Below are 26,574 nucleotides of genomic sequence, written 5' to 3' on the forward strand. Positions count from 1 at the left end.
TGCAAATTCGCTGTTGACACGCGCGTCCGCCCTGATTTACATTGGACAAATGCGTTCCTACCCGAACACCCTCCGAATTACCCTCGGCCGACTATCGGCCCTATCGCTACGCCTGGCCTAAAGCTGGTGTAGCGCCGCAACGACCTCCTCCTCCGGTCACCGCGGTCCTCCCAAAGCAGTTCTCGCAGTACCCCAAATCCGCAGTATCTCTACAACCTGTCGTCTGCATTCGTCCGCTTACCGTTCGGACGAGTCGCGAGGTCAAAATGCACGTTGCATGGGCATCGTTCACGTCCGCTTTCGCCGCGCCGGTTACCGCCGTCACCGTGGCCGTCTTCTTCGCGTCCGAGGTTGCCGCCCGTACGCGTGAAGTTTCGCGCATCGTGCTCCGTCGCCAGCCCGCCAACCGCCCGCTGCCGACCGCCATCGCAAACGACACCATGAAGAACGAGGCTCGTCATGTTGCGTAATCCCGCCGAGAAGTACCGCCCCTTCCCCGCCATCCGTTTGAACGGCCGCAAATGGCCGACGCGCACCGTCGAGCGCGCGCCGATCTGGATGAGCACCGACCTGCGCGACGGCAACCAGTCGCTGATCGAGCCGATGAGCATCGAGCAGAAGACCGAATTCTTCGAAATGCTCGTCGCGACCGGTTTCAAGGAAATCGAAGTCGGCTTTCCGTCCGCTTCGCAGACCGACTTCGATTTCGTGCGCAAGCTGATCGCCGAAAAACGCATTCCCGACGACGTGACGATCGAAGTGCTCGTGCAGTCGCGCGAAGAATTGATCGCGCGCACGTTCGAAGCGCTCGAAGGCGTGCCGCGCGCCATCGTCCACCTCTACAACGCGATCTGCCCGTCGTTCCGCAAGATCGTGTTCGGCCAGTCGAAGGAGGAAGTGAAAGCGCTCGCAGTCGAAGGCACGCGCATCATCCGCGAACATGCCGATAAAAACCCGCAAACTCACTGGACTTACCAGTATTCGCCCGAAACCTTCAGCATGACCGAGCTGACTTTCGCGCGCGAAGTCTGCGACGCGGTGGCCCAGACGTGGCGCCCGACGCGCGATCACAAGATGATCGTGAATCTTCCGGCGACCGTCGAAGCGGCGATGCCCAACGTCTACGCCGACCAGATCGAGTGGATGGACCGCAATCTCGCCTACCGCGACAGCATCGTGCTGTCGGTGCATCCGCACAACGACCGCGGCACGGCGGTGGCCGCCGCTGAAATGGCGCTGCTCGCGGGCGCGGACCGGATCGAAGGCTGCCTGTTCGGCAACGGCGAGCGCACCGGCAACGTCGATCTCGTCACGCTCGCGATGAACCTCTACACCCAGGGCATCGACCCGGGCCTCGACTTCTCCGACATCGACGCCGTGCGCCGCGTGGTCGAGCGCTGCAACCAGTTGCCCGTGCATCCGCGCCACCCGTACGCGGGCGACCTCGTGTTCACCGCGTTCTCGGGCTCGCACCAGGACGCGATCCGCAAGGGCTTCGCGCAGCAGCAGCCCGACGCCGTCTGGGAAGTGCCGTATCTGCCGATCGATCCCGCCGACCTCGGCCGCAGCTACGACGCGGTGATCCGCGTGAACAGCCAGTCGGGCAAGGGTGGCGCGACCTATCTGCTCGAGCGCGGCATGGGCTTCACGCCGCCGCGCCGCGTGCAGATCGAGTTCAGCCACGCCGTGCAGAGCGTCGCCGATACGTCTGGCGAGGAAATCACGGGCGATGCGGTCTGCACACTGTTCGCGCGCGAGTACTTCGAGACGCGCGGGCCGGCTGCCAACGCCGGTTCGGGTCGCGTGCGCTGGGAAGGCCGTGATGTGGCCATGCCGGCTGCCACGAGCAGCGACGAAGCACATGCGCAAGCTGTTGCCGCTGCCATCGCGGCACTCGCCGGCGAGCGCATCGAAATCACGTCGTTCGAGACCGAGCGCACCTCGCAGGGCAGCACGGCCGTGTTCGTCGGCGCGCGCGTGGGCGGCCAGCCGTTGCGCCACGGTGTGGGCGTGGGCGAAGACGCGGTCCATGCGTGCGTCGCGGCAGTCGTCAGCGCGGTGAATCGCGCGACCTGGCCGCAAATGGATCGGCGCGCGGCGGCCTGACGCCTTCCGCACGCGGTGCGCGAAGCAGTTTGAGTTTGAGCAGGGAAATCGGCGGCATTGTTGAGCGCCGGCGGCAAAACGGGCCGCCGGCGTGCGCCTGAAGCGCCTACGCGGCGTTTCAGCGAGCGGACTTACCGGTCGTCACTCGATCGCGCAACGCGTCGCCTGCCACGCGAGCAGACGCCAGTGGCCCCCTTCCTGCGTCTGGATCGCCGTATAGGCAATCGGAAAGAGCAGCGCACCGTTGTTCGCCTCCATCTCGATGAGCACGCGGCCGGAGACCACGCAGGCCTCGTTGCCCGCGTGCAGCACGTCCTGCGACTGGATCTCGATCTGGCGGTAGCGGCGGCGGCCCGCCGTGATCGCCTCGATGAACTGCTGCTTGGTCTCGCGTTTGCCGTTGGTGTGCACGAAGGTCGCTTGATCGGACAGCAACTGGTCCAGCGACGTGCCGTCGCCGTCGACCATCGCGCGAAAGCGCTCGCGCTCAAGTCCGCGAATCGCATCGATTAGTTTTGCCGCCATCGCTCGAGCCCCTTGCGCGTCGGTCCGCGCCTGAGCGCAGATCTACGCCGAAGATTTTCTGCATACGTCTGGCTGAAATTTATACCAGGTTTTGGCGCAAGGATACTTGCGATCAAAGACATCGCCTCCATGTATGCTGCATACGCCACGCGCCCGGTGAAAACCGCGCGTGGCGACAGCGACATTCCGGCGGCCGCGCCCGGATGTCGCAGCGCAGCACTTTCGTCTTTGTCCGATGTCTATTTGTCAGATTCCGTGGCAAGGTCCAGGCGCTCCGCGGTCCTTCGAGCGTCGCTGATTCCACCCTTTATTTTCCGCGCCCTCGCGCTGGACTGCTGCCCTGTTCTAGAGTGTTCCTTCGGCCTGCCCCCTGCGCGGGCCTGCGCCGGGCGCCAGGCCCCGCCCTGCTTGACCGCCGGCGTTTAGTGTAATCTATCGATACAACCATTTCGATAGGAATCAAGGAACCTTGAAGCCCCTACAGACTCCAAGTGTTAGCACTCGGGGATTCAGAGTGCTAACATCCACCGTGGAGTCGGTGTCTGACTTTTGCAAGATTCTGAGGAGTTCGCTACGTGAGCAACGCAATGACCATGACCCTTCCGAGTACGCTGAGCCCGTCGTCGGCCAAGGCCGGGGGCTCATTGGCGCTCGCGAATGCTTCCCTGTTGCCCGGCCAGCTGGGCAACATCGACGCCTATATTCAGGCCGTGAACCGGATCCCGATGCTGACGCCGCAAGAAGAGCGTCAGTTCGCGACCGAGTTTCGCGAGCAGAACAATCTTGAAAGCGCGCGCCGCCTGGTGCTGTCGCACCTGCGTCTCGTGGTGTCGATCGCGCGCAATTATCTCGGCTACGGCCTGCCGCACGCCGACCTGATCCAGGAAGGCAACATCGGCCTGATGAAGGCCGTGAAGCGCTTCGACCCCGAGCAGAACGTGCGCCTCGTGTCGTACGCCATGCACTGGATCAAGGCTGAGATCCACGAGTACATCCTGCGCAACTGGCGCATGGTGAAGGTCGCCACGACCAAGGCGCAGCGCAAGCTGTTCTTCAACCTGCGCAGCCACAAGCAGGGCCTGCAGTCGTTCACGCCGGAGGAAATCGACGGCCTCGCGCAGGAACTGAACGTGAAGCGCGAAGAGGTCGTGGAGATGGAAACGCGCCTCTCGGGCGCCGACATCGCGCTCGAAGGCCAGACCGAAGACGGCGAGGAGTCGTTCGCCCCGATCGCCTGGCTGGCCGACTCGCACAGCGAGCCGAGCGCCGTGCTCGCCGCGCGCTCGCGCGACCGCCTGCAGTCGGACGGCATTGCGAGCGCGCTGGAAGCGCTCGACGCACGCAGCCGCCGCATCATCGAGGCGCGCTGGCTCAACGTGGACGACGACGGTTCGGGCGGCTCGACCCTGCACGAACTGGCCGACGAGTTCGGCGTTTCGGCCGAGCGCATTCGCCAGATCGAGGCGAGCGCCATGAAGAAGATGCGCACCGCGCTCGCCGACTACGCATAAGCGTCGCCAGGTCTTCACGCCACACCGAAAACCCCGTTCCCGCGAACGGGGTTTTTCTTTTGCGCGCACCACACGCTGCGCACCTTCGTACCGGCCTCGCTGATTCCACCCTAAGATGATTTCGAGGTGGTGAGCCAGACGCCGCGCCGCGGCCTGGCCTCGTAACGCGTTCGAGGGCACCCGTCGTCATGATCCCGGCATCCGGTCAACGCCAGCGCACATCGTCGCTGCTGCGCACGCGCATCCTCCAGTGGATGCGCGGCCCCACCTTCGCGCGCGATATTGCCCTCGTTCTCGCCATCAAGCTCGTCCTCTTGATGGCACTCAAATACGCGTTCTTCAATCACCCGCAGGCAGAAGACATGAACATGCCGCCTGCCGCTGTCGCGCACGCCATCCTGGCCGTGCCCGAGTCTACGGCGCTCAAGCCGTCAGTTTCCCAATCCCAGACCATGCCGCCCCCGCGAGGAGACCGTCATGCCCACGATTGAATCGGTGGAACTCTCGCGTCTTCAGTTCGCCATTACCGCGCTCTACCACTTCCTGTTCGTGCCCCTCACGCTCGGCCTCTCGTGGCTGCTCGTCATCATGGAGTCCGTCTATGTGATGACCGGCAAGGAGATCTACAAGGACATGACGCAGTTCTGGGGCAAGCTCTTCGCCATCAATTTCGCGATGGGCGTCACCACCGGCCTCACGATGGAGTTCCAGTTCGGCACCAACTGGTCGTACTACTCGCACTATGTAGGCGACATTTTCGGCGTGCCGCTCGCCGTGGAAGGGCTCGCGGCGTTCTTCCTCGAATCGACCTTTGTCGGGGTGTTCTTCTTCGGCTGGAATCGGCTGTCAAAAGGCGCGCACCTCTTCACCACGTTTCTCGTCGCGCTCGGCTCGAACCTCTCGGCGCTGTGGATTCTCATTGCCAACGGCTGGATGCAGAACCCCGTGGGCGCATCGTTCAACTACGAAACCATGCGCATGGAACTCACCAGCCTGTTCGCGGTGATCTTCAACCCCGTCGCGCAGGTGAAGTTCGTGCACACGGTTTCGGCCGGCTATGTGACGGCGTCGATGTTCGTGCTCGGCATTTCGTCGTGGTACCTGCTGCGCCGGCGCGACGTCGAGTTCGCGCTGCGCTCGTACGCGATCGCCGCGGGCTTCGGCCTTGCGTCCACGCTATGCGTGCTGATCCTCGGCGACGAATCGGGCTACACCGATGGCGTCGTGCAGCAGGTCAAGCTCGCCGCCATCGAGTCTGAATGGGAGACCGCGCCCGCCCCCGCGCCGTTCACGCTGTTCGGACTGCCGAACCAGAAGGAAGAACGCACCGACTACGCGATCCGCATTCCCTGGCTGATGGGCATCATCGCCACGCGCTCGATCGACACGCCCGTAATCGGCCTGAAAGACCTGATGGGCCGCGCCGAAGTGCGCATCCGCAATGGCATGCTCGCCTACGCCGCGCTGCAAAAGATGAAGGAAGGCACCGCCGACACCGAAACGCGCGACGTGTTCGAGGCGCACAAGGCCGATCTCGGCTACGGCCTGCTCTTGAAGCGGTTCACGCCGAACGTGGTCGACGCGACTTCCGAGCAGATCAGGGCCGCGTCGCGAACGGCGATTCCGGCCGTGGCGCCTGTGTTCTGGTCGTTCCGCGTGATGGTGGGTCTCGGCATCCTCTTTCTCGTGACCTTCGTACTCGCCTTCTGGTTCTGTGCGCAGCGCTCGCTGCTCAAGAACAGCCGCCGCTGGTTCCTCGGCTGGGCGCTGGTGGCGATCCCGCTGCCGTGGCTCGCCGCCGAGTTCGGTTGGGTCGTCGCGGAGACCGGCCGCCAGCCGTGGACCATCGCGGAAGTGCTGCCCACGCGTCTTTCGGCATCGAGCCTCGCACCCGGCGACGTGATGCTGAGCATCGCGGGATTCGTGATCTTCTACACGCTGCTCTTCATCATCGAGATCACGCTGATGTTCAAGTACGCGCGCCTCGGGCCTTCGTCGCTGCATACCGGCCGCTACTTCCACGAGCAGACGGCCGCGCTGGCCACCAGCGGCAAGGTCTCGTGATCGCTGCAGGACACCGAAAGACGCGAGGAAACACGCCATGGACTACGCAACGCTCAAGTTGATCTGGTGGGTGCTGATCGGCGTGCTGCTGATCGGCTTTGCGCTCACCGACGGCTTCGACATGGGTGCGGCCGTGCTGCTGCCCTTCGTCGGCAAGACCGACGAGGAGCGCCGCATCGTCATCAACGCGGTCGGCGCGACGTGGGAAGGCAACCAGGTCTGGTTCATCACGGCGGGCGGCGCGATGTTCGCCGCGTGGCCGCTCGCCTATGCGGCGTCGTTCTCGGGCTTCTACTTCGCCATGCTGCTCGTGCTGTTCTCGCTGTTTTTCCGTCCCGTGGGCTTCGACTATCGCGGCAAACGCGTGGACGTGAGATGGCGCCAGGGGTGGGATTGCGGTCTTTTCATCGGCGGCTTCGTGCCCGCGCTCGTGTTCGGCGTGGCGTTCGGCAATCTGCTCCAGGGCGTGCCGTTCGCCTACGACACGGACCTGCGCGTGACGTATCACGGCAGCTTCTTCGCATTCCTCAATCCGTTCGCGCTGATCTGCGGGCTGGTGAGCCTGTGCATGCTCACCGCCCACGGCGCGGCGTTCCTGAAGAGGAAAACCGATGGCGTCGTCGCCATGCGCGCTTCGAAGGCGCTACGGCTTTTCTCGGCGCTCACGATCGTGTTGTTTCTCGTGGCGGGGGCGCTCGTGGCGACAGTCATCGGCGGCTATACGATCACGTCGCCGGCGCCGCTCGATACGGTGGCCAACCCGCTCCTGAAGAGTGTCGATTCGGGGCCCGGGTTCTGGCTCGCGAACTACGGGCTCTATCCGTGGATGGCGCTCGCCCCTGCCGTGGGCGTGCTCGGCGGCGTGCTCGCATTCGCACTCGCGGGCTCGCGCTTCGAGCGGCTCGCGTTCGTGAGCACGGGGCTGCAGATCGTCGGCGTGATTCTGACTGCGGGCTTTTCGATGTTCCCGTTCATCATGCCCTCCTCGCTCGACCCGCGTTCGAGCCTCACGGTCTGGGACGCGACCTCGAGCAAGATGACGCTCGAGATCATGCTGGTGGCCGTCATCATTTTCCTGCCGATCGTGCTCGGCTACACCGCGTGGGTCTATCGCGTGATGCGCGGCAAGATCACCGCCAGCGCGATACAGGACAACCACCATACGCTTTACTGAGCGCCCAGGTGACTGAGCGGCGCGGGAAACAAAGACGCCGCGGCAAATGCCGCGGCGTCTTTCACGGGCATACAGCGAATCGGTTAAGCCGGCTGGAGCGCCAGCTCGCGTGCATAGCGCGGCGCGGCGTCGCCGACCACGATGTGCAGCGTATCCGCCGAAGTCCACACCACGTCGAGCGCACCGAGCTTCTCGCGATCCACGGCCGCCGGGTCGCGCACGATCACGCGCAGGCGCGTGGCCGCCACCGCATCGAGCGAGACGATGTTGGCAACGCCGCCGAACACCGCGAGCCAGCGCGACGGATTCGGATCGAGCGGGCCCTGCGCAACATCCGCGCTCGCCTGAGCAGCCTGAACGGCCTGAACCGCAGGCTGCGCCGCGGGTGTCGCCTTGCCAGCGGCCGCACCGCCGCGTGCGATCTCACCGCGAATCTCATCGGCGATGATGTCCGCCTCCGGCCCGATGACCACCTGCACGCTTTCGCCGCCGCGCTTGAGCACGCCGCGCGCGCCGATCGCCTTCAAGGCCGGCTCGGAAACATGTGCCGGATCGGCCACCGTGAGACGCAGACGCGTCGTGCAGGCATCGACCACCTTGAGGTTGGCCGCGCCGCCCAGCGCATCGATGTAACGCGCAGCACGCGAGAGCGATGCCGCGGCCGCGCCGCCGGCTGCCACCGCAACGCCCGACATCGACGAGGCGATTGCCGTATCGCCCGCCGAGGCTTCACGGCCCGGCGTGGGCAGATTGAAGCGGCGGATGAAGAAGCGGAACAGTCCGTAGTACACGACCGCATAGACCGCGCCGAGCGGAATCGCATACCAGCCGTGCGTGGAGAGCCCGTAGTTCAGCACGTAGTCGATCGCGCCCGCCGAGAAGGTGAAGCCGAGCTTGATACCGAGCAGCGAGCAGATCGCGAGCGACAGCCCCGTGAGCACCGCGTGGATCGCGTAGAGCACCGGCGCGAGGAACATGAACGTGAACTCGATCGGTTCGGTCACGCCCGTGAGGAACGAGGTGAGCGCCATCGAAAACAGCAGGCCGCCCACCATCGCGCGCTTGTCCTTCGGGGCTTCGTGCAGCATCGCGAGGCAGGCTGCCGGCAGGCCGAACATCATCACCGGGAAGAAGCCGGCCATGAAGCTGCCCGCCGTGGGGTCGCCCGCGAAGAAGCGGTGCAGGTCGCCCGTGACGGCCGCGCCGCCGGCTGCCGGCGTGAACGAGCCGAACACGAACCACACGAGCGAGTTGAGGATGTGGTGCAGACCCGTGACGAGCAGGAGCCGGTTGAGCAAGCCGTACACGAAGGTGCCGATCGCGCCCGCCGTGGTGAGCCAGTGGCCGGCGCTGTCGATCACGCCCTGCACCGGTCCCCAGACGTAGCCGAATACGATCCCCAGCACCAGACACGTGAGCCCGGTAACGATCGGCACGAAGCGTTTGCCGCCGAAGAACGCGAGGAACTCGGGCAGCTTGATGTCCTTGAAGCGGTTGTACAGCATGCCCGCGACGACACCGGCCACCACGCCAGACAGCACGCCCATGTTGAGCTTGTCGTTGATGTCCTTCATCACGGCGGTCTGGACCAGATAGCCCAGCGCGCCCGCGAGACCGGCGACGCCGTTGTTGTCTTTCGCGAAGCCCACCGCAATGCCGATCGCGAACAGCAACGGCAGGTTATCGAAGATCGCGCCGCCCGCGTCGGCGATGATCTTGATGTTGAGCATGTCGGCCTGGCCGAAACGCAGCAGGATGCCGGCGACCGGCAGCACTGCGATGGGAAGCATCAGCGCGCGGCCGAGGCTTTGAATCTTGAGAAACGGATTGCCATCCATTGAACTGCCTCCAGTCTCTATTTCTTGCTTGACGTGTGTGGGTGAGAGAAGCCGGCGTGCGATCGCTGCGCACGCCGGCGTGTTTCTAAGGATTACTCAGGGTGGGTGAAACAGAAATCATCAATCGAGCGGCCAGCTTTCGCGGCTTGCCGCACGCACGGCTTGCGCCGATTCGAGTGCGAGGGCGTTCTGCGCGCGCTGGCGACAGTCGTTGTAATCGAGCTTGCGCACGCGCGCCTTGATCGACGGCACCGAAACCGGATCGACGGAAAGCTCCGTCACGCCGAGGCCGACGAGCAGCGGCACCGCGAGCGGATCGCCCGCCAGCGCGCCGCACACGCCGACCCACTTGCCGTGCTTGTTCGCGCCTTCGACCGTCGCTGCCACGAGACGCAGCACGGCCGGGTGCAGCCCGTCGGCCTGCGCCGCGAGGTCGGGCTGGCAACGGTCCATCGCGAGCGTGTACTGCGTGAGGTCGTTGGTGCCGATCGAGAGGAAATCGGCGTGGCGCGCGAGCTGGTCCGCGAGCAGCGCCGCCGAGGGCACCTCGATCATCACGCCCACCTCGATCGGCTCCGAGCGGCCCGCTTCGCGTGCGAACGTGTCGATGCGCTCGCGCAGACGCACGAGTTCGCCCACGTCGGTCACCATCGGCAGCAGGATGCGCACCTTGCCCGCCGGCTTCACGGCAACGAGTCCGCGCAGCTGGTCGTCGAGCAGATCGGGCCGCACCTGCGCGAGGCGGATGCCGCGCAGACCCAGCGCCGGATTCGGCTCGGGCGGCAGCGTGAGATAGTCGACTTCCTTGTCCGCGCCCACGTCGAGCGTGCGGATGATCGCCGTGCGGCCCGCCAGTGCGTCCGTGATGGCCTGGTAGCTCTGAAGATGCTCTTCCACCGTCGGCGCGGCCTGGCGATGGATGAAGAGCAGCTCCGTGCGCAGCAGGCCCACGGCGTCCGCGCCGTTTTCCACCGCCGTGCTGGCGTCTTCCAGCGTCGCGATGTTCGCGGCGACTTCCACCGCGTGGCCGTCGCGCGTGGCTGCAGCTTCGTGCGACGTGCGGCGGTTCGCTTCGCGCACGCCGGCCTGGCGCTGCTTTTCGCTGCGCGCGCGTTCGATGTCGAGCGCGCTCGGCGTGTACGCAAAGCGGCCGGCGCTCGCATCGATGACGACTTCGGTGCCCTCGGGCACCGCATGCAGCGCGTCGCCGAGCGCGACGAGCGCGGGAATGCCGGCCTGGCGCGCGATGATCGAAGCGTGCGAAGTCGCACCGCCGCGCGCCATCACGAGCGCCATCACACGCTTGCGGTCGAGCGAAGCGAGATCGGAAGGCGTGAATTCGTCGGCGGCAAGCACGGCTTCTTCGGGCAGCGTACGCGCGGCCGCGTTCGACAGACCGAGCGCGCGCAGCACGCGCTTTTCGAGGTCGCGCAGGTCGGCGGCGCGCTCCGCGAGCAGCGGATCGTCCACCTTGCCGAGCACCGCGATCTGCGCGCGGATCGCCTCGCGCCACGCGTAGCCCGCGCTCTTGCCGAGGCTGATCGCGTCGCGCGCGGCGTCGACGAGCGTCGGGTCTTCGAGCAGCACGCGGTGCATCGTGAAGATACCCGCCTCGCCGATCGCGCCGCGCTGCGAAGCCGTGCGCACGCTCTGGTTCAGCTCGGCGTCCACCGCGGCGATCGCCTTGTCGAGCAGGCGGCTTTCCGCGGCCGACGTGCCGCTCGCGAGTTCGGGCGGCGTCAGTTCGGCTTCGTCCCAGCGCACCAGCTTGCCCACCGCGACGCCCGGCGCCGCGCACACGCCCGCGAGCACGCCCGGCTCGGCGGACGACGCCACAGCGGCCGCGGCTTCCTGCATCACGGGCGCGGGCGACTGCTGCCGCGCCGGCGCTTCGCCGCCCTCGCCGGGCGCTTCGCGCAGGAGCTCGTTCGCGACGGCGTCCACGGCGCGTTGCGCCTCCAGGCCGATGCCGACGAGTTCGATGGTCGCGCCCTCGCCCGCGCCGAGGCTCAACAGGCCGACGACGCTCTCGATGGCGGACTTGCGCTCGCCAAAGCGGACCTCGACGCGCGCGTCGATGCCGCGCACCGCTTCGCGCGCCCGCGCCGCGGGCCGCGCATGCAGACCGCCCGCATGCGTGAGCGTGACGTTGCGGCGTACTTCGTTCGCAATCAATTCGTGGGCGGCCGCGATCTCCGCGCCGTCGCGCACGCGCAGCACGAGCAGCGCGGACTTGCCCGCTTCGACGTGACCCGCGCCCGCGCGCTCGATCACTTCGAAGGCATCCGAATTGGCGATCGCGACGACCGAAACGAGGCTCGGCGCATTGCACGCCACCACGTCGAGATCGAACTCGATCAGCGTGTCGCCGAGCCGCACCTGGGCGCCCTGCACAACCTTCGGCGTGAAGCCCTTGCCGTTGAGCTCGACGGTGTCGATGCCGACGTGCACGAGCACCTGTGCGCCTTCGGCCGATTGCAGCGTGACCGCGTGGCCGGTGCGCGCGAGATGCACGACGATGCCGTCGCACGGCGCGACGACGCGGCCGACGAGCGGATCGACGCCAATGCCGTCGCCGAACAACCCTTCCGAGAACACCGGATCGGGCACCGACGCGAGCGGCACGATCGGCCCGGTGAGCGGAGAGACCAGTACGATGTGCCCCTCGACGCGAGTGTGCGGATCCATCAGGCGAGACTCCTCGATGCGTTCCATTCGCTTTCCAATCTAGTGGGTTTCGGTGACTTTGTTCAGGTAACGCGGCTCGTCAGGATTGCGGCCGCGCGCGGCGGCAAGGCCCGCCGCCATCACGTAGAACGACAAAATGGCCGCGATGGGATCGAGTGCCGCATCGGCAGCCGTTTCGAGCGGCAGCGCCGCGCCGGCCACGTCGGCGGGCGCCGCGAGCAGCACGCGCGCACCGCGCTTTTCCATGTCGCGGGCGAACTCGATCAGACCCGACTGCTCCGGCCCGCGCGGAGCGAACACGAGCAGCGGGTAATCGCGGTCGATCAACTCCATCGGGCCGTGGCGCACTTCGGCGCTCGAAAACGCTTCGGCCTGAATGCCCGAGGTTTCCTTGAGCTTGAGCGCAGCCTCCTGCGCAACGGCGAGGCCCGGACCGCGGCCGATCACAATCATCTGTTTCACGTCTCGCAATTCTTCGACGGCCTTCGACCAGTCGAGCGTGCCCGCGCGATCGAGCGCGTCGGGCAGCGCGCGCACGGCGTCGAGGAACGCGGCGTCGCGCTGCCAGAAGCCGACGAGCTGCGCCGACATCGCGAGCATCGCGATATAGCTCTTGGTGGCCGCCACGCTCAGCTCGGGACCGGCGAGGAGCGGCAGCTCCGTGCCGGCGGCCTCGGCGAGCGGCGAGCCCGCGACGTTGACCATCGCCGCCGTCAGCGCGCCGGCTTCGCGCAGCGCCTTGATCGTCGCGACCAGATCAGGACTCCTACCCGATTGCGAGAAAGCAAGGGCAAACTGGCCACGTACACGTAAGGGCGCCTGCTGGAGCGTCGCGATCGACATCGGCAGCGTGGCCACCGGGATGCCGATGCGGCTCATGGCGAGCGCCGCAAAGTAGCTCGCCGCGTGGTCCGAACTGCCGCGCGCGACGGTGAGCGCGACGTGGCGCGGTTCGGCCTCCAGCGCGCGGGCGAGCGCCTCGACACGCGAGGTGTCCGCGAGCTGCGCGGCGACGACGCTGGCCGAAGCCAGCGCTTCCTTAAGCATATTCGACAATCGATTCTCCTTCGACGTAGGTCGCGGTGAGCGCCAGCTCGCGATCGAACACGTTGACATCGGCCCATGCGCCGCGCGCGAGGCGGCCACGGTCTTCGATGCCGAGGTAGTCGGCGGCATAGCGCGACAGGCGCGCGGACACGTCCGCGATCGGCAGGCCGATCGAGACGAGGTTGCGCAGCGCCTGGTCCATGGTGAGGGTGCTGCCCGCGAGCGTGCCGTCGGCGAGACGCACGCCGCCAAGGCACTTCGTCACGTGCTGGCTGCCGAGGCGGTATTCGCCGTCGGGCATGCCGGTGGCCGAGGTGCTGTCGGTCACCACATAGAGGCGCGGAATGGCGCGCAGCGCGGCGCGGATCGCGCCGGGATGCACGTGCAGCAGGTCGGGAATGATCTCCGCGTACTCGGCATGCGCGAGCGCCGCGCCGACCACGCCCGGGTTGCGATGATGCAGCGGCGACATCGCGTTGAAGAGGTGCGTGAAGCCGCAGGCGCCGTGCTTGAGCGCGGCCACGGCGTCGTCGTAGGTCGCGAGCGAGTGGCCGATCTGCACGCGCACGCCGCGCGCCGCCATCTCGCCGATGATCTCGATATGGCCCGCGATCTCGGGCGCCACGGTCACCACGCGGATCGGCGCGATCGAGAGGTACTTGAGCACTTCGTCGAGCACGGCCGAAACGGCGGCGTCGGGCTGCGCGCCGAGCTTGCCCGGGTTGATGTACGGGCCTTCGAGGTGCACGCCCAGCACGCGCGCGCCGCCCGCCGTGCGATTGCGCGTGACGTTGCCGAGGCCCGCGACGACGTTCATCAGCTCGTCGCGCGGGGCGGTCATGGTGGTGGCGAGCAGGCTCGTGGTGCCGTAGCGGGCGTGGGTGCGCGCGATGGTTTCGATCGCGTCGCCGGCTTCCATCACGTCGGCGCCGCCGCCGCCGTGCACGTGCAGGTCGATGAAGCCCGGCAGGATGTAGGGCGCGTCGTTGTTCGCCGGATCGGTGGCCTCGCCCGTGATCGCGGTGATGCGTCCGTTCTCGAACGACAGCGTGCCGTGGATCCAGCCTTCAGGGGTGAGTATGTTTCCGCTCAGCATGAGAGTTTTCCGATGAGGCGCATCGAAGCGCGGTAGGACGTTTCGGTGACGTACGTGAGAGAGACTGCGGCGGCACTCACTGGCGCAGCTCCGCAACGAAGTCGTAATAGCCGTCGCGGCAATAGGTGTCGGTCAGCTCGATGGCACGCTGATCGGCGGAAAAGCCCACGCGCGTGATGACGAGCAGCGCCGCGCGCGGCTCGACGCCCATCAGCGCGGCGATCTCGCCCGTCGCGTTGACCGCGCGAAAGTGCTGCAGGGCGCGTACCACGGGCACGCGGTGCTGCTCCAGATACGCATACAGCGAGCCCTCGATGGCTTCCGGGTCCGGCACGATCGACACGGGCAGCGCCGAATGCTCGACGGCCATCACGGTACCGTCGGCGCGGCGCAGGCGGCGCAGGCTCGCGACCGAGGCGCCGGGCGAGAGGCCGAGCTGCACGATCTCCTCGCGGTGCGCCGGCCGGACCTCGCGCGCGAGCCACACCGAGTCGGGCGTGAAGCCGCGCTGCTCCATTTTCTTCGTGAAACCCGTGAGGCGCGAAAGCGGATCTTCCACGCGCGGCGTGATGAAGCTGCCCGCGCCGCGTGCGCGCCGGATCAGCCCCTGCTCCACGAGCAGCTCGATGGCCTTGCGCGCGGTGATGCGAGACACGCCGATGGCGTCCGACAGCGTGCGCTCCGAGGGCAGCGCCTCGCCGGCCGACCACACGCCGCAGTGAATGGCCGTGGCAAGGTTGCGCGCCAGCTGCAGATAGAGCGGCGTCACATTGCGCGCATCGGGCATCAGGGCAGACCAACGGGTTTCCATGGACTTGGCGCCAACGGTTGGACGATCGTGGGGGGCCGGACGGGCATGCTGCGTGGCAGTGCCGGTTGCGCAGACTCGTCCGGTGCGAAAGCGAGCCCATTATATAACCACAATAAGACCAGTCAACAGATGCCACCTCGCCGCGGGACATCGAAAATTATCGTTAAAAATCAAAGTATTGCACGAACACATAAGGCTCCAGCGAGGTGCAGTTCGGCATCAGGATTTACCCTGAGCGGTATCCGGGGCCCCACAATGGGACCAAAGTGGCATCAACAGGTTATCTGACATAGCCCACCGTAGTACCGCCGCAGGACCAGCACGCGACTTCGCCAGGAAACATCGCGCGGCTCCCGAGAGTGCACGCGCAATAAAAAAAAACGCCGTGGCGATAGCCACGGCGTTCGGGTCCTGCTGGGCTCCCGCGTCAATTGGACGCAGACAGCCGCTTCTCGAGGTTCCTTAGAACGACGGAACCATCGAGCCCTTGAACTCGTTCTTGATGAACTGGCGCACGTCTTCCGACTGGTAGGCGGCAACCAGCTTCTTCACCCACGGCTTGTCCTTGTCCTGGGTACGAACGGCGATCAGGTTCGCGTACGGGCTGTGGATGTCCTCGATGGCGATCGCGTCCTTGGTCGGCTGCAGGCCGGCCGCGAGCGCGTAGTTCGTGTTGATCACGGCGGCGTCCACGTCGCCGAGCGCGCGCGGAAGTTGCGCGGCGTCGAGTTCGACGAGCTTGATCTTCTTCGGGTTTTCGGCGAGGTCGAGCGGCGTCGCGTTGTTGCCGTTGACGCCCGCGCCAGCGCGCAGTTTGATCAGGCCCTTGCTTTGCAGAAGCAGCAGCGCGCGGTTTTCGTTCGACGGGTCATTCGGCACGGCGACCTTCGCGCCTTGCGGCAGATCGTTCAGCGATTTGAGCTTCTTCGAGTACACGCCGATGGGCGAGATGTACGTGAGGCCTGCGTTCACGAGCTTGTAGCCGCGCTGCTTGATCTGGCTGTCCAGATACGGGCCGGTCTGGAAGCTGTTGGCGTCGAGGTCGCCGGCGTCGAGCGCGGCGTTCGGCTGCACATAGTCGTTGAATTCGACGACCTTGACGTTCAGGCCTTCGCGCTTGGCGACCTTCTGGACGACGGCCCAGACTTGCGCGTCCGGACCCGAAACGGTACCGACCTTGATGATCTGGTCGTCGGCGCGTGCGCCGAAGCTGGCTGCGAGCGTGGTGGCGGCTACGCCGGCGAGGAGGGCTTTAATGAGATTTCTGCGCTGCATGGAGATGATGTTCCTGCGTGGTTTTGGTATTGCTCCGGTTCCGCGGCGTTGTGCGCCGTCTGCCGGACGATATAAATCGTCTCATATGGAACCGGTTGCCGGAAATAATGAATTCGCATACTGGTATGCGCGCGCAGCCCTGAAGCGCGCGGCGCGTGCTCGCCTCTCGAGGCGAACACACCGGGCTTCCCTTAGTCGGAATTCGAGCCGAGGAGGATCTTCAGATCGTGCAGCCAGGGCGTGACGCCCTGCCCGTCGCGCGCGAAGAGGCGCAGCTTGCCGGTCGTGTCGAACACATAGCTCGCGGCGGTGTGGTCCATCGTGTAGCTATCCGGCGTGTTGCCGGGCACCTTCGCGTAGTACACGCGGAAATCCTTCGCCACCTGCTTGAGCTGGTCCTCACTGCCCGGACGCAGTCCGATGAAGGTCGGATTGAACGCGGCCGTGTAGTGACCCAGGATCTGCGCGGTGTCGCGCTCGGGATCGACGGTGACGAACAGCACCTGCACGCGCTTCGCCGCATCCGGCCCCAACTGCTGGAGCGCCTGCGAAAGCTCGGCCATGGTGGTCGGGCAAACGTCCGGACAGTGCGTGTAGCCGAAGAACAGCACGACCACCTTGTCCTTGAAGTCGGCGAGCGTGCGCGTCTTGCCGCTGGTGTCGGGCAGTGCGAAGTCCTTGCCGAACTGGGTATTGCCGGTGATGTCGAGGTTCGAGAACGCGGGCGGCTGCTGGCCGCAGCCCTCGAGAACCAGCGTGCCGCCGAGTGCGCCTGCAGCGGCAAGCGCGACGACCGTGGCGCGCACGAAGCGCGCAAGCGTGCGGTGGGCCATGTCGTTACGCGGCGATGAGCGCATGCACGTAATGGTCGACGAGCAACGCCACGAACAGCAACGAGAGGTAGACGATCGAATAGCGGAAAGTCTTGCGCGCCAGTGCGTCGGAATACTCGACGTAGATCTTCCACGCGTAGGCGAGGAACACGGCGCCGAGCAGCACAGCCGAAGCCAGATACAGCACGCCGCTCATGCCCGAGATGTACGGCATCAGCGTGACCGCGAACAGGATCACGGTATAGAGCAGGATATGCAGACGCGTGTACTTCTCGCCGTGCGTGTTGGGCAGCATCGGCAGGCCGGCGTTTTCGTAGTCCTTGCGGCGGTAGAGCGCGAGCGCCCAGAAGTGCGGCGGCGTCCACACGAAAATGATCAGCACGAGAATCCAGGCGTCGCCGGGCACGTGGCCCGTCACCGCGGCCCAGCCGAGCGCCGGCGGCATGGCGCCCGAGGCGCCGCCGATCACGATGTTCTGCGGTGTGGCCGGCTTGAGCAGCAGCGTGTAGATGATCGCGTAGCCAATGAAGGTCGCGACCGTGAGCCACATGGTGAGCGGATTGGTGAACGTGTACAGCACCCACATGCCGAGGCCGCCGATCACCGCCGAGAAGATCAGGATCTGCGTGCTCGTGATCTCGCCGCGCGCCGAAGGACGCCAGGCAGTGCGACGCATGCGCGCATCGACCTTTTGCTCGACGAGACAGTTGATCGCGAAGGCCGCGCCGGCCGTGAGCCAGATGCCGACGGTGCCGCCGATCAGCTGCTTCCAGGGCACCATGCCCGGCACGGCGAGGAACATGCCGATGACGGCGCAAAACACGGCGAGTTGTGTGACGCGCGGCTTGGTGAGCGCGAGATATTGGGAAATCCGGCTACCGGGCGTCTGGGATAGGGTTGTACTTTCCATAGGGCGGGATCACACCGCAGCGGTGTCGCGCGCAGGGAGAACGGCGCGGCCGGGGCGGCTACAAGCAATTCGAAAGTTTAGCACGACGACCAAAAGCAGCAGGATCGCCGCGCCACCGTTGTGCGCCACTGCCACGGGCAGCGGCCACTGCAGCACGATGTTGGATAGCCCAGTCAGAAATTGGATAAAGATCACGATCATGATCCAGTTTGCCGGGCGTCGCAGCGAGGCATAGCGTCGCAACTTGAGGGCGAACCATACCAGATAAGCGATCACGACGAACGCGAACGTGCGGTGCGTCCAGTGGATCGCGACGAGCGCGTCCTGCGTGATGACGTCGCCGTTGCCGTCCATGCCGAGCGCGCGCCACAGGTGGAAGCCGTGATGGAAGTCCATCGGCGGAATCCACGCGCCATTGCAGGTCGGGAAGTCGGTGCAGGCCAGCACCGCGTAGTTCGTGCTCACCCAGCCGCCCAGCGCGATCTGCAAAACGAGCAGCACGAGCGCCGCCAGCGCGGCCGTGCGCCAGCGCGCGGCATCGGGCTCGTATGCGGGCAGCGGCGTCATGCGCGCGGCGAGCCACGCGAGCGAGCCGAGCAGCGTGAGGCCGAGCAGGAGGTGCGTGGTGACGATGATGGGCTGCAGCTTCATCGTCACCGTCCACGCGCCGAACACGCCCTGCACGAGGATCAGTCCGAGCAGCGCGGTGGGCCACCACGGCGAGACATGCAGCGGCAGGCGCTTGATGCGCGCGCGCCAGGCAATCGCCATCTGCGCGATGATCAGGACACCGATCGCCATGGCGAAATAGCGGTGGATCATCTCGATCCATGCCTTCGTCATGCTCACCGGGCCGCTCGGCATGGCGAGATGCGCCGCGGCAATCTGCACGTGCGCGATGAACGGCGACGACGTGCCATAGCAGCCCGGCCAGTCAGGACAGCCGAGGCCCGAGTCGGTCAGGCGCGTAAAGCCGCCGAACATCACGAGGTCGAGCGTCATGAACGTCGTGAGCCACACGAGCTTGCGAAACTTGTTGTCGTCGGCCTTCACCCAGACCCACGAGAGCGGCAGCAACGCGATGCACAGGCCGATCAGGCCCAGCTCCAGGATAAACATCTCTCTTACTCTTTCTCTGTCAGACTCGCGCTGCGCACCTTAACCGATGCGGGACCACTTGAGCAGTTTAGTGACGTCTTGTTTGATTTTCGACGGATCGGCTTGCGCCGGGAAACGCATCATCAGGTTGCCGTTCGGATCGACCAGATAGATGTGGTCGGTGTCGTTCGTCGTCTGCGTCGCGGGCAACCACGCGGCGACAGCGACCGGATCGGCGCGCAGCATGCGAGTGTCCGCGTAGGCGCCCTTCACTTTCGCGGGGACGCCCGCGTCGTCGGTGCGCAGCCAGACCGTGACGACGCGCTCGCGCTCCGGGCCCTGGGTCGCGCGCACCTGGCGCATGAAATAGAGCTTCGTCGCGCAGGCTTCGTCGCAGGCGCCGCCATCCACCGAGATCATCAGCCAGCGGCCCTTGAGCGAGGCGAGCGGCACTTCATGGCCGTCGTCGCCCGTCACCGTGAGCGCGCCGGGAATGGGCCGCTGCGGCTCGATGAGCGTGCCATAGCTCGTCGTGCCGCCCTTCGGCTTGATCACGTAGTACGTGAAGTATGAAATCGCGATCGGTGCGCCGCAGATGAGCATGATGATGAGCAGCGTCCAGCGGCCACGCCGCTTCGCGTTCTGCTGCGCGGACGTGGCGGCCGGCCTGGCGACCTGGGCGGAACGGGGGGATTGCGTCGACACTCTCGTGGATCCTCGCTTCTGTCGCTTTCAGTTGTCCATGTGCTGCATGCGCAGCGCCGTTGTCCGGATCATGTCGGGATCGCATTGATTCGTCCGACGGATCATCAGGCGTCCTTCGCGCTGCCTGCGTCTTGCCCTTCGGGCTCTTCGGCTTGCCGCCCGGCTTCGCCTTCGGTGCGCGCTTTTGTCGCAGCGCTTTTCGCAGCTTTACGGGCCGCAAACAGACCGAAACCGAGGGCCGCGAGCGCCATGCCCCACCACTGGAGCATGTAGCCGTAGTTGCGCTCGACATCGGTATCCGGCACCGGCCAGTCGCGCACGAGCCCGTCCTTGAAGGCCGGCACGAAGCCGGTTTGCTGGATCACGAACGGTTGCAGCGGCAACCCGGTTTCCGCTGCGTAGGAAGCGACGCCGAGATTCTGCCGTATCTTCTGATGCGCCGCAGAGCCGCCCGCACCGAGTTCGAACGCGCGCGAGGCGTCCGCGCGCGCAATGCCTTCCACGACGACCGGCCCGGGCGGCGTGACATAGGGCGCGATCTCGGTACGGTCCGCGATGTTGCGCGGCAGCCAGCCGCGATTGACCAGCACGTAGCCGCCGCCTTCGAGTTTAAGCGGCATCACGACATAAAAACCCGGTTGGTCGTTATACGGACGATTGTCGAGATACACCACGCGCTCGGGCAGCAAGGTGCCCGTCGCCCGCACGCGATGGAACTCGATCTCCTTCAGCGCGAGCGGCGCGGCGCCCACCGGTTGCGGCGCAGACGATTCGTACTGCGTGATTTGCGCCTGCAGCGCCTCCTTCTGATGCGCGCGGTCGCGCTGCCAGAAGCCGAGCCGGATCGTCACGGCCATCACGATCAGGATCAGCAGCGTGGGGACGAGCCGGATTTTCATTGGGCACGTCCGATGCAAGAGATACGGGTGATCGAACCCCGCGCCACGCGGCGTGGTGCGATAATGAGACAGACGTTTTCAGGCATGCCAAATTCCGTGAACTTCATGCACATACTCGTCCCCGTTGCGTTCGCGCTGATCATCGCGAGCATGATCTCCGCGCTCTACTTCATGATGCACGACCGGGGCCGCACCAAGCGGATGGTCTGGTCGCTCGCCACGCGCGTGGGCCTTTCCATCTCGCTCTTTCTGTTCATCCTGTTCGCGCACTGGATGGGCTGGATCCAGTCCACCGGGATTCCTTACGGTCGCTGAGCGCCGCTGAGCATCACCGAACTCCGCCGCGCAAACCGCATTCCGGAAAACACAAGGCGCCGCGCCGACGAGGTCGGGCGGCGCCTTGTTGCATTCTCTTCTCAAACGCTGCGGCCTGCGCGGCGCGCCACGCATCACAGCCAGTACACGACGACGTAGAGTCCGAGCCACACCACGTCGACGAAGTGCCAGTACCATGCCGCGCCTTCGAAGGCGAAGTGATGCTCCGCGGTGAAGTGGCCGCGAATGAGCCGGATCATCACGACCGTGAGCATCGTGCCGCCCAGGAACACGTGGAAGCCGTGGAAGCCCGTGAGCAGGAAGAACGTCGAACCGTAAATGCCCGAAGCCAGCGTGAGGTTCAGTTCGCCGTACGCGTGGATGTATTCGAACGCCTGCAGGAACAGGAAGCACACGCCCAGCACGATCGTCGCGGCGAGCCAGGCGATGGCCTTCGAGCGATGGTTGTCGCGCAGCGCGTGGTGCGAAACGGTGAGCGTCGCGCCCGAAGAGAGCAGCAGCGCCGTGTTGATGGTCGGCACGGGCCACGGCGTCATCGAGCGGAAGTGCGAGACCAGCGCCGCGGGGCCGTTGTTCGGCCACACCGCCGAGAAGTCCGGCCAGATCAGCTTGTAGTCGAGGCTGCCGAGCTGATGCAGGGCGATCGCGCGCGCGTAGAAGAGCGCCCCGAAGAACGCGCCGAAGAACATCACTTCGGAGAAGATGAACCAGCTCATGCTCCACCGGTACGACACGTCGACACGCTTGCCGTACATGCCGCCTTCGGATTCGGCGATGGCGTCGCCGAACCAGTGCCACAGCGTGAAGAGCAGCCATAGCAGGCCGACGAGCACGCCGATCGGCCCCCACGACTCGCCGTTGATCCACGAAGCGAGCGACGCGAGCATGACCAGCAGACCAATGGACGCGCTAATCGGGTGCCGCGACGGGTGCGGTACGAAGTAGTAGGGGCTATCGTTTTGGCCGCTCATGCCTGTTTCTCCAGTTTCCAGTTGCTCCGGACATCGCCGGCTGCATTTGTCCGAGTGTGTCCTCGTTATTCACTGCCTGGCGCGCGGCGTTGCGCGCACTCGCTCATCCCACCACTGCGTGCACGATCAACAGGAGCACGACGATGAACAGCACCGCACCGACGATCCCCGCGATGATCAACTGCACGGGGTGCAGGTTCGCGGCGTCGTCTTCGAGGTCGGCGCGCTTGCGCACGCCGAGGAAGGACCACGCCACCGCTTTCATCACCTGCAGGATGCCGCCTTTCTTCTTCGCCGGCCTCTTAACGCCGCCGTCGCGTTCGTCGCTCATGCTCCTTTCGCCTCCTGGCATCGTTGACCCCGGCGCCGAAGCCTCATGCGCCCGCCGGCTGTTTCGGCGGCGGCGGCACGGCCGGCTTGTTCAGCTCGAAGAACGTGTACGACAGCGTGATCGTCTTCACGTCCTTCGGCAGCTTCGGATCGATCACGAACACCACCGGCATGCGCTTCGTCTCGTTCGCCTTCAAGGTTTGCTGCGTGAAGCAGAAGCACTCGATCTTGCGGAAGTACTCCGTCGCCTGCTTCGGCGCGTAGCTCGGAATCGCCTGGGCGTCGACCGTGCGTCCTTCGTTGTTCGAAATGTCGTACATCACCGTCATGACTTCGCCCGGGTGCACGTCGAGGCTCGTTTGCTCCGGCTTGAAGCCGAGCAGCCCGCGTGCGTTCGCATCGAACTCCACCGAGATCGTGCGCGTCATGTCCACCTGCGTGTTGCGCGCCTCGCGCTCGGTGGCGTCGCGTTGCACCAGGTTGTTGATGCCCGTGACCTGGCAGATCGCGCGATACATCGGCACCAGCGCGAAGCCGAAGCCAAACATCAGCAGCGCCACGACGACGAGCTTGACGAGCATCGACCGGTTGAACGCGCGATCATTTCCAGCTTGCGTGGACATCGAACTTCCTCGAACGATCTTCCGGCAAACGCCCTGCGCGTCAGTGACCGGGGAAATACACCTGCTTGACGACGGCAGCCACAAAAAAACCGACTACGACGGCCAGCAAGATGAGGCCGAGCCGCAGATTACCCGCGCGGATCTGCTCGGGCGTGCGTCTTTTTTGTGGATCCCGGGTCATGCGTTCAGCGCGGCTGGCCGCGGCTTCTCCTTGCATCGTCAATCGCCTCTCGTACGTGCTCCGATGAAGACTGCGTGAAGACCGCGGACTTCGCTCGCGTCCGGCTGCGCACAGCGGGTCGCCACAGACTCAACAGCTCACTCGACCGTCGGCGGATTCTCGAACGTGTGGAACGGCGCCGGGCTCGGCACGGTCCACTCGAGGCCCGTTGCACCGTCCCACGGCTTGTCGCCGGCCTTTTCCAGCTCGCCGCCGCCGCGATACGCGGGCAGCGCGACAAAGAACAGGAAGTACACCTGAGAAAGCCCGAAGCCGAAGGCGCCGATCGTGATCACCTGGTTCCAGTCGGTGAACTGGGCCGGATAGTCGGCATAGCGTCGCGGCATCCCGGCGAGGCCGACGAAGTGCATCGGCAGGAACGCGAGGTTGAAGAAGATGAGCGAGCACCAGAAGTGGATCTTGCCGCGCGTCTCGTTGTACATCCAGCCGGTCCATTTGGGAGACCAGTAGTACCACCCTGAGAACAACGCGAATAGTGATCCCGCCACCAGCACGTAATGGAAGTGCGCCACCACGAAGTAAGTGCCGTGATACTGGATGTCGAGCGGCGCCATGGCGAGCATGAGGCCCGAGAGACCGCCGAACGTGAACACGATCAGGAAGCCCACTGCCCACAGCATCGGCGTTTCGAAGGTGAGCGAGCCGCGCCACATCGTGGCGACCCAGTTGAACACCTTCACGCCAGTCGGCACGGCGATCAGCATGGTCGCGTACATGAAGAAGAGCTGGCCCGTGACCGGCATGCCGGTCGCGAACATGTGGTGCGCCCAGACCATGAACGAGAGAATCGCGATCGACGCCGTCGCGTACACCATCGAGCTATAGCCGAACAGCGGCTTGCGCGAGAACGCCGGAATCACCTGCGAGACGATCCCGAACGCCGGCAAGATCATGATGTAGACCTCGGGGTGCCCGAAAAACCAGAAGATGTGCTGGTACATGACCGGGTCGCCGCCGCCGGCCGCGTTGAAGAAGCTCGTGCCGAAGTGGCGGTCGAACAGCAGCATCGTGATCGCGCCTGCGAGCACCGGCATCACGGCGATCAGCAGGTACGCGGTGATGAGCCACGTCCACACGAACATCGGCATCTTCATGAGCGTCATGCCCGGCGCGCGCAGGTTCAGGATGGTCACGACGATGTTGATGCCCCCCATGATCGACGAGGCGCCCATGATGTGCACCGCGAAGATCGCGAAGTCCATGCCGGGGCCCATCTGCGTGGAGAGCGGCGCGTAGAGCGTCCAGCCCGCGGCAGTCGCGCCGCCCGGTGAGAAGAACGAGCCGACCAGCAGGCACGCGGCGGCGGGCAGCAGCCAGAAGCTGAAGTTGTTCATGCGCGCGAACGCCATGTCCGAGGCGCCGATCTGCAGCGGAATCATCCAGTTCGCGAAGCCCACGAAGGCCGGCATGATCGCGCCGAACACCATGATGAGACCGTGCATCGTGGTGAGCTGGTTGAAGAACTCGGGGCGCATGATCTGCATGCCCGGCTCGAACAGCTCCGCACGAATGGCGAGCGCCATGACGCCGCCCGAGAGGAACATCACGAACGAGAAGAGCAGATACAGCGTTCCGATGTCCTTGTGATTCGTCGCGAGCAGCCAGCGGCGCCAGCCGTGGGGCGTGGCGTGCGCGTGGTCGCCGTGCACGTGGCCGTGCCCGCCAGCTACATCGTGTCCGATGCTAGACATGTCTTATCTCCTGTCGGTCCGGAGTTGGCGCTTTGGCGCCTGACTCCAGCCCCATGCAATTGAAATGCTGAAGCGAATTGCTTTTGCGTCTCTTGCTGCTTGTTCTTATGGCGCCGGCCCGCTCAGGCCGCCGCGCTGATCTCCACCCGGCGCGCTTCTTTCGCGTTTGCGCCGCCCGTGATCGTTTCCGGCTTCTTCAGAATGATGTGGTCTTCGGCAATGCCTGCCGCCTTCATCGCGTCGCGCACCGCTTGCGCGCGGCGCTTGGCGAGGTCGGCGTTGGTGCTGGCATTGCCGCTCGAATCGGTGTAGCCCGAGAGCGTGAACTTCGCGTCCGGGTGCGCCTTCGCGTAGTCGGCTGCCGCCTGGATGGCGTCCTTCGCGTCGGCGGGCAGCGTGCTCTTGCCCACTTCGAAGTAGACGCTCGCCGGCAACGCGGCCGCGCTCGGCGCCGCTGCGCCCGACGCCTGATCCGCGCCGCTTGCGGGCGCCGCACCACTCGCCGCGCTCGCTTCGGCCGCGCCGCTGGCGGCTTCCGCGCCGCTCGCCGCGGCCGCGCCACTCGCGCCGCCTTCGCCCGCTGCCGCCGTCGTGCCGCCGCCCTCGGGCATCTTGCCGTTACGCGCGTCGGCCACCTGACGCGGCTGCAGAATGTCGCCGGTGTGGTTGCCCCACGAGTTGCGCTCGAACGTGATGACCGACGCGATCTCGACGTCGTTGAGCGTAGGCGCCCACGAAGGCATGGCGTTCTTGCCGTGCAGGACGATGCTCACGTGCCCGGCGAGCGGACCCTGAACGACCTTGCTGCCATCGAGCGCCGGGAACGCGCCCGCGCCCTTGCCGGTGGGCTGGTGGCACACCGCGCAGTTCGAGTTGTAGACCTTCTCGCCGCGCTCCTTGAGCTCGGCCAGCGTGTAGGTCTTGTTCGGGTCGTCGTTGGCGGCGGCCATCTTCGCCTTTTGCGTATCGACCCACTTTGCGTAGTCTTCGTCGGAGAGCACTTCCACGACGACCGGCATGAACGCGTGCTCCTTGCCGCATAGCTCGGTACAGAAGCCGCGATAGGTGCCGACCTTGTCGGCCCTGAACCACGTGTCGCGCACGAAGCCCGGAATCGCGTCCTGCTTCACGCCGAACGCGGGCACGTACCACGAGTGCACGACGTCGTTGGCCGTGGTGATGACGCGGATCTTCTTGTTGACCGGCACGACGAGCGGATTGTCGACTTCCTGCAGGTACGTATCGGTGATCGGCACGCGGTTGTTCACCTCGGAGCGCGGCGTGCTGAGCGTGGAGAGGAAGTTGATGCCCTCGCCCGGCCCCTTCACGTAGTCGTAGCCCCATTTCCACTGGTAGCCCGTGACCTTCACCGTGAGGTCGGCGTTGGAGGTGTCCTTCATCGCGACGACAGCCTTGGTGGCGGGCAGCGCCATCAGCACGACGATGATGAACGGCACCACCGTCCAGATGATTTCGACCGTGGTGCTCTCGTGGAAGTGAGCGGCCTTGTGGCCCTTCGATTTACGGTGCGCGTAGATCGAATAGAACATGACGCCGAACACGCCGACGAAAATCACGGCGCACAAGAGCAGCATCATCATATGGAGGCTGTAAAGCTCTTCGGCGATGCGCGTGACGGGTGGCTGGAAATTGATCTCGTTTACCGCAGGGCCGCCTGGGCTGTCTCCGACTGCGAGTGCCGCGCCGGCGACGAGGAATCCGCTGCACGCCAGCACGCCCTGGAGGGCTCGCTTGATTGTTTTCATAGCTTCCTTACCCATAATTTCCATTCAAACCCTCGA

At 65.5% G+C, this 26,574-nt stretch carries 25 protein-coding genes; 7 read left to right on the forward strand and 18 right to left on the reverse strand.

Features of this window, described 5'->3' with window-relative positions; genetic code table 11:
* The first annotated feature begins 266 nt into the window (after window positions 1-266).
* Window positions 267-470 carry a hypothetical protein gene (locus tag AB4Y44_RS00510; protein WP_110854400.1) on the forward strand — a complete coding sequence of 68 codons (204 nt, stop codon included), beginning with the start codon at window positions 267-269 and terminating at the stop codon, window positions 468-470.
* Window positions 460-2,106, forward strand: coding sequence for a 2-isopropylmalate synthase (gene leuA, locus AB4Y44_RS00515; protein ID WP_368698418.1), 1,647 nt, complete (start codon window positions 460-462; stop codon window positions 2,104-2,106). The genes AB4Y44_RS00510 and leuA overlap by 11 nt, the downstream gene beginning before the upstream one ends.
* 141 nt (window positions 2,107-2,247) lie before the next feature.
* Here the strand turns inward: leuA and AB4Y44_RS00520 are convergent, their stop codons facing one another.
* Complete coding sequence (locus tag AB4Y44_RS00520; RefSeq protein ID WP_342919460.1) at window positions 2,248-2,631, reverse strand: nuclear transport factor 2 family protein; 384 nt, start codon at window positions 2,629-2,631, stop codon at window positions 2,248-2,250.
* 575 nt (window positions 2,632-3,206) lie between these two features.
* On the opposite strand from AB4Y44_RS00520, the gene rpoH reads away from it, so the two are divergent.
* From rpoH to cydB, 4 genes are all read left to right on the forward strand, one after another.
* Window positions 3,207-4,142 carry an RNA polymerase sigma factor RpoH gene (gene rpoH / locus AB4Y44_RS00525; RefSeq protein ID WP_342919461.1) on the forward strand — a complete coding sequence of 312 codons (936 nt, stop codon included), beginning with the start codon at window positions 3,207-3,209 and terminating at the stop codon, window positions 4,140-4,142.
* Between the two features lie 188 nt (window positions 4,143-4,330).
* Complete coding sequence (cydP, locus tag AB4Y44_RS00530) at window positions 4,331-4,633, forward strand: cytochrome oxidase putative small subunit CydP (RefSeq protein ID WP_342919462.1); 303 nt, start codon at window positions 4,331-4,333, stop codon at window positions 4,631-4,633.
* Window positions 4,620-6,206 carry a cytochrome ubiquinol oxidase subunit I gene (locus AB4Y44_RS00535; RefSeq protein WP_368698419.1) on the forward strand — a complete coding sequence of 529 codons (1,587 nt, stop codon included), beginning with the start codon at window positions 4,620-4,622 and terminating at the stop codon, window positions 6,204-6,206. The genes cydP and AB4Y44_RS00535 overlap by 14 nt, the downstream gene beginning before the upstream one ends.
* A gap of 37 nt (window positions 6,207-6,243) precedes the next feature.
* A complete protein-coding gene (cydB, locus tag AB4Y44_RS00540) occupies window positions 6,244-7,380 on the forward strand; it encodes a cytochrome d ubiquinol oxidase subunit II (protein ID WP_368698420.1) in 1,137 nt (378 codons plus the stop codon).
* Window positions 7,381-7,463: 83 nt separating this feature from the next.
* On the opposite strand, the gene nagE is transcribed toward cydB, so the two are convergent.
* The 11 genes from nagE to AB4Y44_RS00595 form a co-directional block, all read right to left on the reverse strand.
* On the reverse strand, window positions 7,464-9,218 hold the full coding sequence (gene nagE / locus AB4Y44_RS00545) for an N-acetylglucosamine-specific PTS transporter subunit IIBC (RefSeq protein ID WP_368698421.1): 1,755 nt from the start codon (window positions 9,216-9,218) through the stop codon (window positions 7,464-7,466).
* A 120-nt stretch (window positions 9,219-9,338) separates the two neighbouring features.
* On the reverse strand, window positions 9,339-11,933 hold the full coding sequence (ptsP, locus tag AB4Y44_RS00550) for a phosphoenolpyruvate--protein phosphotransferase (protein ID WP_368698422.1): 2,595 nt from the start codon (window positions 11,931-11,933) through the stop codon (window positions 9,339-9,341).
* A 12-nt stretch (window positions 11,934-11,945) separates the two neighbouring features.
* On the reverse strand, window positions 11,946-12,953 hold the full coding sequence (locus AB4Y44_RS00555; RefSeq protein ID WP_368698546.1) for an SIS domain-containing protein: 1,008 nt from the start codon (window positions 12,951-12,953) through the stop codon (window positions 11,946-11,948).
* Window positions 12,946-14,049, reverse strand: coding sequence for an N-acetylglucosamine-6-phosphate deacetylase (nagA, locus tag AB4Y44_RS00560; RefSeq protein WP_254314609.1), 1,104 nt, complete (start codon window positions 14,047-14,049; stop codon window positions 12,946-12,948). Before nagA ends, AB4Y44_RS00555 begins: the two co-directional genes overlap by 8 nt.
* 76 nt (window positions 14,050-14,125) lie before the next feature.
* A complete protein-coding gene (locus tag AB4Y44_RS00565; RefSeq protein WP_324148451.1) occupies window positions 14,126-14,860 on the reverse strand; it encodes a GntR family transcriptional regulator in 735 nt (244 codons plus the stop codon).
* Window positions 14,861-15,322: 462 nt separating this feature from the next.
* Complete coding sequence (locus tag AB4Y44_RS00570) at window positions 15,323-16,135, reverse strand: MetQ/NlpA family ABC transporter substrate-binding protein (protein ID WP_368698423.1); 813 nt, start codon at window positions 16,133-16,135, stop codon at window positions 15,323-15,325.
* Between the two features lie 191 nt (window positions 16,136-16,326).
* Entirely contained in the window at window positions 16,327-16,968 is a 642-nt protein-coding gene (locus tag AB4Y44_RS00575; RefSeq protein WP_368698424.1) for an SCO family protein, read from the reverse strand.
* 4 nt (window positions 16,969-16,972) lie between these two features.
* The gene (gene cyoE, locus AB4Y44_RS00580; protein ID WP_368692553.1) at window positions 16,973-17,878 is read right to left on the reverse strand and encodes a heme o synthase; all 906 of its coding nucleotides are present in this window, start codon (window positions 17,876-17,878) and stop codon (window positions 16,973-16,975) included.
* 9 nt (window positions 17,879-17,887) lie between these two features.
* Entirely contained in the window at window positions 17,888-18,997 is a 1,110-nt protein-coding gene (locus AB4Y44_RS00585) for a heme A synthase (RefSeq protein WP_368698425.1), read from the reverse strand.
* A 39-nt stretch (window positions 18,998-19,036) separates the two neighbouring features.
* Window positions 19,037-19,681: an SCO family protein gene (locus tag AB4Y44_RS00590; RefSeq protein ID WP_368698426.1), complete on the reverse strand. Its 645-nt coding sequence runs from the start codon at window positions 19,679-19,681 to the stop codon at window positions 19,037-19,039.
* A gap of 104 nt (window positions 19,682-19,785) precedes the next feature.
* Window positions 19,786-20,580: an SURF1 family protein gene (locus tag AB4Y44_RS00595; protein WP_368698427.1), complete on the reverse strand. Its 795-nt coding sequence runs from the start codon at window positions 20,578-20,580 to the stop codon at window positions 19,786-19,788.
* Window positions 20,581-20,685: 105 nt separating this feature from the next.
* On the opposite strand from AB4Y44_RS00595, the gene AB4Y44_RS00600 reads away from it, so the two are divergent.
* Window positions 20,686-20,895, forward strand: coding sequence for a twin transmembrane helix small protein (locus tag AB4Y44_RS00600; RefSeq protein WP_028201826.1), 210 nt, complete (start codon window positions 20,686-20,688; stop codon window positions 20,893-20,895).
* A 134-nt stretch (window positions 20,896-21,029) separates the two neighbouring features.
* On the opposite strand, the gene AB4Y44_RS00605 is transcribed toward AB4Y44_RS00600, so the two are convergent.
* The 6 genes from AB4Y44_RS00605 to coxB all read right to left on the reverse strand — a co-directional run bounded on the left by AB4Y44_RS00605 (window position 21,030) and on the right by coxB (window position 26,562).
* Window positions 21,030-21,887, reverse strand: a complete 858-nt coding sequence (locus AB4Y44_RS00605) for a cytochrome c oxidase subunit 3 (protein ID WP_342919473.1) — start codon at window positions 21,885-21,887, stop codon at window positions 21,030-21,032.
* 103 nt (window positions 21,888-21,990) lie between these two features.
* Window positions 21,991-22,218: a DUF2970 domain-containing protein gene (locus AB4Y44_RS00610; RefSeq protein WP_342919474.1), complete on the reverse strand. Its 228-nt coding sequence runs from the start codon at window positions 22,216-22,218 to the stop codon at window positions 21,991-21,993.
* A gap of 43 nt (window positions 22,219-22,261) precedes the next feature.
* Window positions 22,262-22,840: a cytochrome c oxidase assembly protein gene (locus AB4Y44_RS00615; RefSeq protein WP_368698428.1), complete on the reverse strand. Its 579-nt coding sequence runs from the start codon at window positions 22,838-22,840 to the stop codon at window positions 22,262-22,264.
* A 40-nt stretch (window positions 22,841-22,880) separates the two neighbouring features.
* A complete protein-coding gene (locus AB4Y44_RS00620) occupies window positions 22,881-23,021 on the reverse strand; it encodes a cytochrome oxidase small assembly protein (protein ID WP_208867222.1) in 141 nt (46 codons plus the stop codon).
* 137 nt (window positions 23,022-23,158) lie between these two features.
* A complete protein-coding gene (gene ctaD, locus AB4Y44_RS00625) occupies window positions 23,159-24,772 on the reverse strand; it encodes a cytochrome c oxidase subunit I (RefSeq protein ID WP_342919476.1) in 1,614 nt (537 codons plus the stop codon).
* Window positions 24,773-24,894: 122 nt separating this feature from the next.
* On the reverse strand, window positions 24,895-26,562 hold the full coding sequence (gene coxB, locus AB4Y44_RS00630) for a cytochrome c oxidase subunit II (protein ID WP_342919477.1): 1,668 nt from the start codon (window positions 26,560-26,562) through the stop codon (window positions 24,895-24,897).
* Window positions 26,563-26,574 lie beyond the last annotated feature (12 nt).

The organism is Paraburkholderia sp. BR10937, assembly GCF_040965695.1.
GTDB lineage: Bacteria > Pseudomonadota > Gammaproteobacteria > Burkholderiales > Burkholderiaceae > Paraburkholderia.